This is a genomic window from Gillisia marina (assembly GCF_000258765.1).
GTDB classification, from domain to species: Bacteria; Bacteroidota; Bacteroidia; order Flavobacteriales; family Flavobacteriaceae; genus Gillisia; species Gillisia marina.
Genome location: NZ_AJLT01000024.1, coordinates 92,768 through 101,354 on the forward strand (window position 1 = coordinate 92,768; position 8,587 = coordinate 101,354).

The window sequence follows — 8,587 nt, forward strand, 5'->3', positions numbered from 1 at the left end:
CAATATTTTAATCGTTTAATACTAACATTAAATTAAAATTATGAGAGCACATTTGAACCTTAAGTGGTTTATAGGCATATTGCTTATAAGCCTGAGTCCATTAGTTCTAGGACAAGAGAAATCTGAACCAAATTTATCAGATAAGTTGCACAAAGAATACAAGGCCAATGGCATAGAGCAAAGCCTCAATATGTATGAGGAACTAAATACAGATAAAAGTTATAACGGATTTGAAGAACCTTTGAATGTATTAGGTTACACCTTGATGCTAGAAGATCAAGATCTGGATGCTGCAAAAAAAAGTATTTGAAGCTCAAATTGAAGAGTACAGTACAGAAGCGAATCCTTACGATTCCTATGCCGATCTTTTATTAGAGATGGGAAACAAGGAGGAAGCCAAGAAAAATCTTCAAAAATCGATCGCTCTAGCAGAGAAAAGCAGTACAGATCTTGATGAGCAAATCTTTCGAGCCTCCAAGGCGAAACTCGCCAAATTAGAAAATAAGCATCAAATGTTTGATTTTATGGAAGGTGATTTTAATGTAGATATTTCAAATTACAAGGAAGACAAAGTGGTTAATAAAAATAAAATTCGAAGCTCTTCTAGTTATGACGAAAATGGAAATATTCTAACAATTACTTATTACAACCAAGGAAACAACCCTGTTGGGAAAAGAATAGTGGTTTATGATGCCATAGAAGATAGATACGATATGGCATTTATTAATCCTACAGATCCTATGGGAATAAATGTTTCACACATAAAAGTTAAAGACCTTGGCAATAACAAAGTCGAGCTCATGGAAACCTATGTGAATAGAAAAGGTGAAAAACGTAAGGTGCGTCACGAAGTAATGAAGAACTCAAGTAATTCTATTGAATAGGTTGTATTTCAGCAAGAAGATGGCTCAGAGAAATGGGAAAAAGCAACAGTACAGAACTACAGCAAATCTGAATAATCTATATATCTCATATTCATATTTTTAATGGAGGCACTTTAGCTCCATTATTTTTGGTATAAAACCTGTTAAAAAACAATTTTGTAATTATGCCAATACTTTTGGTAATACTATCTTTGCAGCTTGAAAAACCTATTCGATGAAAATTTCATATAACTGGCTTAAGCAATTTATTAAACTTCCTAAAAACCCTGAAGAAACAGGATATTTACTTACAGACTTAGGTTTGGAGGTAGAAGGAATCAGCAATTTTCAAAGTATTAAAGGAGGATTGGAAGGTATTGTAACAGGACATGTTGTAAGCTGTATCCCTCACCCAAATGCAGATAGGCTTCAGCTTTGTAAAATAGATGTTGGAAATGGCGAAGCCTTGCAAATAGTATGTGGTGCGCCAAATATTGCTACAGGACAAAATGTACCCGTTGCAACCATTGGTACTACTTTGTATGATGACAAAGGCGAAGCTTGGGAGATCAAGAAAGGTAAAATTAGAGGAGAAGCCAGCCACGGAATGGTATGTTCAGAAAGTGAATTGGGGCTAGGTAGCAGCCATGACGGAATCATGGTTTTAAAAGAAGACCTAAAACCCGGTATGCCGGTAGCAAAAATCTTCGAAATAGAAGATGATCAGGTATTTGAAATAGGACTAACGCCAAACCGCGCCGATGCTATGAGTCATTGGGGTGTTGCAAGAGATTTAAAAGCGGGTTACCAGCAACAGGATTTAACTTTAGAACTTATTACTCCTTCGGTGAGTGGGTTTCATGTAGATAGTAGGAGTTTAAAAATCCCCATTCATATTGAAGATTCTAATTTGGCTCCAAGGTACTGTGGAGTAACTATTTCTGGGATTAAAGTTTCAGAATCTCCGCAATGGCTCCAGAATAGATTAAAAGCAATAGGCATTAATCCTAAGAATAATATAGTAGATGCAACGAACTATGTAATGCATGAACTGGGGCAACCTCTACATGCTTTCGATGCTGAAAAAATCATTGGGAATGAGATTCATGTTAAAACTTTAAAAGCCGGAACAAAATTCACCACATTAGATGAAGTAGAGAGAGAGCTTCATGTTGAAGATCTAATGATTTGCGATACAGAAAAACCTTTGTGTATTGCAGGTGTATTTGGAGGTATAAGCAGTGGCGTTACAGAAAGCACAACCAAGTTATTTATAGAAAGTGCTTATTTTAATCCGATAAGCGTTCGTAAAACCGCAAAGCGACATGGATTAAATACAGACGCCTCTTTTAGGTTTGAGCGTGGTGTAGATCCTAACATCACAGAATATGCGCTGAAGAGAGTTGCTGTTTTAATCACTGAGATTGCAGGCGGTGAGATTACGAGTGAAATAGATGATCTATATCCTAAAAAAATTGAAGATTTTCAAGTGTTCCTAACATTTGAAAAAGTAAACAAACTTATAGGACAGAATTTGGCAGAAGAAACCATCAAGTCTATTCTAGCTTCTTTGGAAATTCGAGTGAACAATGTTACCGAAACCGGAATGGGACTTACTATTCCTTCTTTTAGGGTAGACGTTCAAAGAGAGTCTGATGTTATTGAAGAAATATTGCGTGTTTACGGATATAATAATATTGAATCTGGCACCAAACTGAATGCTTCCATCGCAAATTCAGGAAAGTTTGAAGATTATAAACTTCAAAATTTAATTGCCAATCAGTTAGTAGGACAAGGTTTCTTTGAAACTATGGCCAATTCCTTAACAACGCCAGCATATATAAAATTATCTGAGCAGTTAAAGGAAGAACAAAACGTAGTAATGCTTAATCCTTTGAGTCAGGACCTTTCAGTAATGAGACAATCCCTACTATTTTCCGGGTTGGAAGCTGTGTGTTACAACATCAATAGAAAACAGGCAGATCTAAAATTATTTGAATTCGGTAAAACCTATCATAATTACGAAAGCGGAAGGATAGAAAACAAACATCTTAGTCTTTTTGTTACAGGTAATAAATTTTCTGAAAGCTGGATTAGTGGTACCACTAATGGAAATTTCTTTTTTACAAAGGGAACTATCGAACGCATCTTAGAAAGACTAGGCATAAATTCGATTAAAACCGGTGAAGCAAAATCGGATGTTTTTTCTGAAGGAATTTCAATTAGTTCAGGAAAAGCGAAATTGGTAGAATTTGGAGTGATTAAAAAATCTATTCTAAAACATTTTGGGATCCAACAAGAAGTACTTTTTGCCGATTTTAACTGGGATCTAGTGCAAGAAACTGCAAAAAATCAGAAAACAAAATTCACCGCTATTCCAAAATTCCCTGCCGTTCGTAGAGATTTTGCATTGCTAATCGATAATGTTGTTAATTACAAACAAATTGAAGATATCGCCAAACAAACGGAAAAGCGTTTATTGCAATCGGTTAATTTATTTGATGTGTATCAAGGAGATAATTTACCCAAAGGCAAAAAAAAGTTATGCGGTAAGTTTCAAGTTTCAAGATGAAAATAACACACTTACAGATAAACAAGTAGACAAGATTATGAATAAACTGCAACAGCGTTTCGAAAAAGAACTGCAAGCAGAATTGAGATAAATTTTAATACAATAATTTTTTAAAGCGTCCTTTTCTTAATTGAAATGGGCGCTTTTTTTTTGATTAAACTTTTAGAGGTCAGCAGATAACTACATACGATTTTTATTGTTTATTTTATTAATTTTCAAACAGTTAAAACATCTCGTTTTGTCTGTTCGAGCGAAGTCGAGAACTTTTTAGCTTAAAAAAGAGTTTCTCCCGAGGCATCGGGACGCTCAACCTGACATCCCTACTATGCATTATAAGTTTGATATGGACACAAGTACTGACCTCTAAAACTTTTTTATAACAAATCACATCGAGCAATTCGGATTCGTTCAATACAAGCTAAAGTCGAGATGTTATTTTTTGACCCTTCGATCCCGAAAGCTTTCGGGACGCTCATGGAGACAAAAACGTCAAATAGTTAATTACAAGCCTCCCAAAAATCAAACCCTCAATGAGGGATTAAAGTTTAATTATGCGTTGTTAGTTTAGCTCCAATTACTTAAATTAGAGACAATTAATGATTGAGAAGATGGAAATGCAAGGCACTCATATTCCTGACAAGATTCTACAAAGCAGAAATAAAAGAATTTCTGAAGAGCACTTATTGCAAGAAGTAAAAGAAATCTTCGAAAAAGAACAAGCTAAAGAAGATCTCATTCTCAAAAAACTTAAAGAAGGAGCTGAAGCAGATTCCAACTTATTTAAATTCGATCTTTTAGAGACTTCTAAAATTTATCATTTAACAGATATAGAAAAAATCTGTATAGATTATAGGTTACGATTCTTAAACTCTAATTATTTTAAAGCAGAGCTTCCCTTCGAGGCAATTTCAAAAATAAAACATTTAGAAAAAATTCATGAAACCAAGCTGGAGGGTTTTAAAATTATGGCGCCGGCTAAACTCTTCAAACTAGAAAACGCAGACGATCCTCTTCTATTTGCTCCCATTGGGAATCAATATTATTACTTGATTCATTCTTGGGGGAAGGACCTGCATCCTTTCAGAAAATTAATGATGTGGCCATTTAAGCAATTAGAGAACTTCATGGTGCTTTTACTTGCTATTAGTCTAATTCTTACTACACTCATTCCTCAGGGAATGTTCAGCCAAAAAGCGACTACCGCAGAATTTATTATGATCTTTTTTTTCATGTTTAAGTGGGTAGCTGGATTAGCCTTGTTCTTTGGTTTTAAAAAAGGCAAGAATTTTAGTGAAGCCATCTGGAGAAGCAAATTTTACAATGCGTAGTATATAAAATAGTCCAAACTGGTACTTATTTAAATTTCTATAACTAACTTAGTCGTACTAATTCTTATATCATGAGTGAAGATCAAGGTTACGAGCATGTATATACAGGACCGGAAACAAATGTCCAATATCTACAAGAACTTTTTAATAAAGCAGGCTTATCTAATATGGTAAAAAATGATTTCGACTCCGGACTTCGAGCCGGTTTTGGAGGAGGACTACCGGGGCAAGTGCAATTATTTGTGATTAGTTCTCACCTTACGGAAGCTTTAGAGATTGCAAAATCTACATTCCCAGAAGATTTTAAGGATGGAGAATAGTATCCCTAAAAACCGTAATATTTGGCACCTAGTATTAGGAATTCTATTTTTTATCTATGGATGTTATAAGTTGTACAGCCTAAGCACAAATCAAGAAGATAATACATTTGGATATGTAATTGCAATTGGCTTTATAGCTTTTGGAATTTACGATCTCTATAAATATTACAAAGGCATGAAATAAGAAAAGCCCAAAAAACATTGTTTTTTTGGGCTTTTCTAAAATCTTGAGAGCTGTAAAAAATTATGCTTCTACGGCATACATTTTCTCTCGTTGCTCTTTTATCTTTTTATCTTCCATATATTCATCGAAGGTCATATACCTATCGATTACACCTGATGGAGTAAGTTCTATAATTCTATTTGCAACTGTTTGTGCAAATTCATGATCGTGGGTGGTAAATAATACTGTTCCTTTAAAATTCTTAAGCGAATTATTGAATGTCGTAATCGACTCTAGATCTAAGTGATTTGTGGGTTCATCTAGCATTAGAACATTAGCACGCATCATCATCATTCTACTCAACATACATCTCACTTTCTCTCCTCCAGAAAGCACTCTCGATGTCTTTAAGGCTTCCTCACCACTAAAGATCATCTTACCAAGGAATCCTCTGATGTAAACCTCCTCACGCTCCTCTTCGGTTTTAACCCATTGTCTTAACCAATCTACTAACGTATAGTCATTCTCAAAAAACTCTGAATTATCTAATGGCAAATAAGATTGATTCGTCGTAACACCCCAACTATAAGTTCCGGCGTCTGCCTTTTGTTTTCCATTTAAGATTTCGTAAAATGCCGTAGAAGCTCTAGAATCTTTAGAGTAAATCACAACTTTATCTCCTTTTTTAAGATTGATATCTACATTTCTAAAAACCACTTCCCCATCGATGGAAGCTTGTAGACCTTCAATATTTAAAATTTGATCTCCCGCCTCGCGCTCTCTTTCAAATATAATTGCAGGATACCTTCTACTTGAAGGCTTAATGTTTTCCACATCAAGCTTATCGATCATTTTTTTACGAGAAGTTGCCTGTTTAGATTTAGCCATGTTTGCACTAAATCTTCGAATAAATTCTTCAAGCTCCTTTTTCTTTTCTTCAGCTTTCTTATTTTGTTGTGAACGTTGTCTTGCTGCTAACTGAGAGGACTCGTACCAAAAAGTATAATTCCCACTAAAATGATTTATTTTTCCGAAATCAATATCAGAAATATGAGTACATACCGCATCTAAAAAATGCCTGTCGTGAGAAACTACAATTACAGTATTATCGTAATTGGCTAAGAAGTTCTCTAACCATAAAATAGTTTCATAATCCAAATCGTTCGTTGGCTCATCCATAATAAGCACATCCGGATTTCCAAATAAAGCCTGAGCTAGTAATACCCTTACTTTTTGTTTTCCGTCCAAATCCTTCATTAGCGTATAATGATGATTTGCTTTGATCCCAAGATTTGAAAGTAAAGCGGCGGCATCACTATCTGCATTCCAACCATTCATCTCTTCAAACTCCACTTGAAGGATTCCTACTCTTTCCCCATCGGCATCATTAAAATCTTCTTTGGCATAAATCGCATCCATCTCGTTTTTAATCTTGTACAATGGTTTATTTCCCATTATAACCGTCTCCAAAACCGTGTTTTCGTCGTACAGGTTGTGATTTTGTTCCAAAACAGACATTCTTTTTCCCGGCTCTAAATGAACGTGCCCACTAGTAGGCTCCATTTTCCCGGAAAGAATGTTCAAAAAAGTAGATTTTCCGGCACCATTGGCTCCAATTATTCCGTAAATATTTCCCTGTGTAAAGGCCGTATTTACCTCATCGAATAATATTCGTTTACCAAATTGAACCGATAAATTAGAAACTGATAGCATATTATATTGTTTTCTTCTTGTAAATTTTTGCAAAAATAGCCATTATTGTCCACGTTCTAAAACATTAACGTTTTAAATAATCCTTTTAACGATGGCTTAACACGGAGCGTATATCTCAAAATCTATATTTGCTTGCATACATAGCATAATTACTTTAAAGGAACAAGCTATAAATACCTCAAATGAAATTAAAATTACCCCTTTTACTATTTATTTCTTTAATTTTTCTCTCTTGTGACATGGATACTAAAACTTCAAAAGAAGTTTTTATAAAGGGACAAATAGCAAATCCTAGCAGTAAATATGTTGTTATTTCTAAGAATAACACAACTATTGATACCCTACAATTGGATAGTAGTAATCGCTTTGAGGGCACTCTTAAAAATATTGAAGCCGGATTATACGTTTTTAGACATCCACCAGAAAACCAGATAATCTATTTAGAGCCTGGAGATAGCTCCTTCGTTTGGTTAAATACACTAGAGTTCGATGAATCTTTGAATTTCAGCGGAAGAGGTTCCGAAAAAAGCAATTTTTTAACCGATTTGTATCTTCTTAATCAGCAGGACAACGATCTGGTTTTATCTTACTACAAATCTGATCCATCTGAATTTGCTCAGAAAACAGATTCTATAAAAGCTAATAGAAAGCAAAAGCTAATAGATCTTGAAGAAAAATTTGAGATTTCTCAGGATTTTTACAAGATCGCAAATGCCAGTATTAATTACGAATATTACGATCTTAGAGAACGCTACGCATTTTTAATTCGAAAATATAACCCTAGCCTGGCAGATAAGATCCCTTCAGATTTTCATGCATATAGAGAAGATGTTTCTTTTAACAATGAAGCTTTAGAAGACTCCTATGTATATTTAAATTTTATAGATGATTTTTTAAGAACAAAATCTCTAGAAAATTGTGCCGAAAAAAAATCAAAAGATAAAAACTGTACTAATTTAAATAGTTTTGAAAATATAAGATTCCGCATAGAACTGGTAGATTCCTTAATCCAGAATAAAAATATTAAGAATACATTTTTAGACCGGTTGGCTTCTCAAGGAATTATTTATTCTCAAAAAGAAGAGAATGTAGAACTGATTCTGAATTTATTAAAAAAAATGAACTATTCCGGAAATATGCAGAATGGAATAACTCAGATGGCCAGAATTCAATCAGATTTTTTACCTGGTAATTCACTTGGCGATAAAATCTATATAAACACCAAGAAAGATACGGTTAAGCTTAAAAGTTTTACCAGAAAACCCATGGTTACCTACAGATGGATGAGCTCGTCTCCATCTCATTATAAATGGCAACAAGACATTATAAAGAATCTGCAATTTAAATATCCAGAAGTGGCATTTATAGGCATCAACCTAGATATGGGCGATTCTGATAAATGGCTCGAGGTTATTAAAAATAATTCATTCGATCCTAAATTGCATTTTCAAGCAACTAGAATAAGGGTAGACGAAAACCTTTTAAAAAATTATTTAAACAAACTTATCTTTATGGATTCTAAAGGTAATATTAAAAGAGGGGATCTTCAATTAAACACTCCGGATCTGGAAAGTAAAATTTTGGAATTTATAAGTCAGCAATAATAGTATTACTCCATCAAAGCAAAA

7 protein-coding genes and 1 pseudogene are annotated in these 8,587 nt (G+C 34.1%); 7 read left to right on the top strand and 1 reads right to left on the bottom strand.

Annotated features, from left to right (window positions below):
- The first annotated feature begins 40 nt into the window (after positions 1 to 40).
- The 6 genes and pseudogenes from ON07_RS08005 (at position 41) to ON07_RS08030 (ending at position 5,267) form a co-directional block, all read left to right on the top strand.
- On the top strand, positions 41 to 310 hold the full coding sequence (locus tag ON07_RS08005) for a hypothetical protein (protein WP_010229838.1): 270 nt from the start codon (positions 41 to 43) through the stop codon (positions 308 to 310).
- Positions 288 to 884 carry a PspA/IM30 family protein gene (locus ON07_RS08010; RefSeq protein WP_010229840.1) on the top strand — a complete coding sequence of 199 codons (597 nt, stop codon included), beginning with the start codon at positions 288 to 290 and terminating at the stop codon, positions 882 to 884. Before ON07_RS08005 ends, ON07_RS08010 begins: the two co-directional genes overlap by 23 nt.
- 214 nt (positions 885 to 1,098) lie before the next feature.
- A pseudogene (gene pheT / locus ON07_RS14915) lies at positions 1,099 to 3,526 on the top strand (phenylalanine--tRNA ligase subunit beta).
- Between the two features lie 505 nt (positions 3,527 to 4,031).
- Positions 4,032 to 4,763, top strand: coding sequence for a hypothetical protein (locus tag ON07_RS08020; protein ID WP_010229845.1), 732 nt, complete (start codon positions 4,032 to 4,034; stop codon positions 4,761 to 4,763).
- Between the two features lie 71 nt (positions 4,764 to 4,834).
- Positions 4,835 to 5,083: a DUF2007 domain-containing protein gene (locus ON07_RS08025; RefSeq protein ID WP_010229850.1), complete on the top strand. Its 249-nt coding sequence runs from the start codon at positions 4,835 to 4,837 to the stop codon at positions 5,081 to 5,083.
- The gene (locus ON07_RS08030; protein ID WP_010229853.1) at positions 5,073 to 5,267 is read left to right on the top strand and encodes a hypothetical protein; all 195 of its coding nucleotides are present in this window, start codon (positions 5,073 to 5,075) and stop codon (positions 5,265 to 5,267) included. The genes ON07_RS08025 and ON07_RS08030 overlap by 11 nt, the downstream gene beginning before the upstream one ends.
- Before the next feature lie 60 nt (positions 5,268 to 5,327).
- Here the strand turns inward: ON07_RS08030 and ON07_RS08035 are convergent, their stop codons facing one another.
- Entirely contained in the window at positions 5,328 to 6,959 is a 1,632-nt protein-coding gene (locus ON07_RS08035) for an ABC-F family ATP-binding cassette domain-containing protein (protein WP_010229855.1), read from the bottom strand.
- 182 nt (positions 6,960 to 7,141) lie between these two features.
- Between ON07_RS08035 and ON07_RS08040 the strand changes: the two genes are divergently transcribed.
- Positions 7,142 to 8,563, top strand: a complete 1,422-nt coding sequence (locus tag ON07_RS08040; protein ID WP_010229857.1) for a hypothetical protein — start codon at positions 7,142 to 7,144, stop codon at positions 8,561 to 8,563.
- Positions 8,564 to 8,587: the final 24 nt, after the last annotated feature.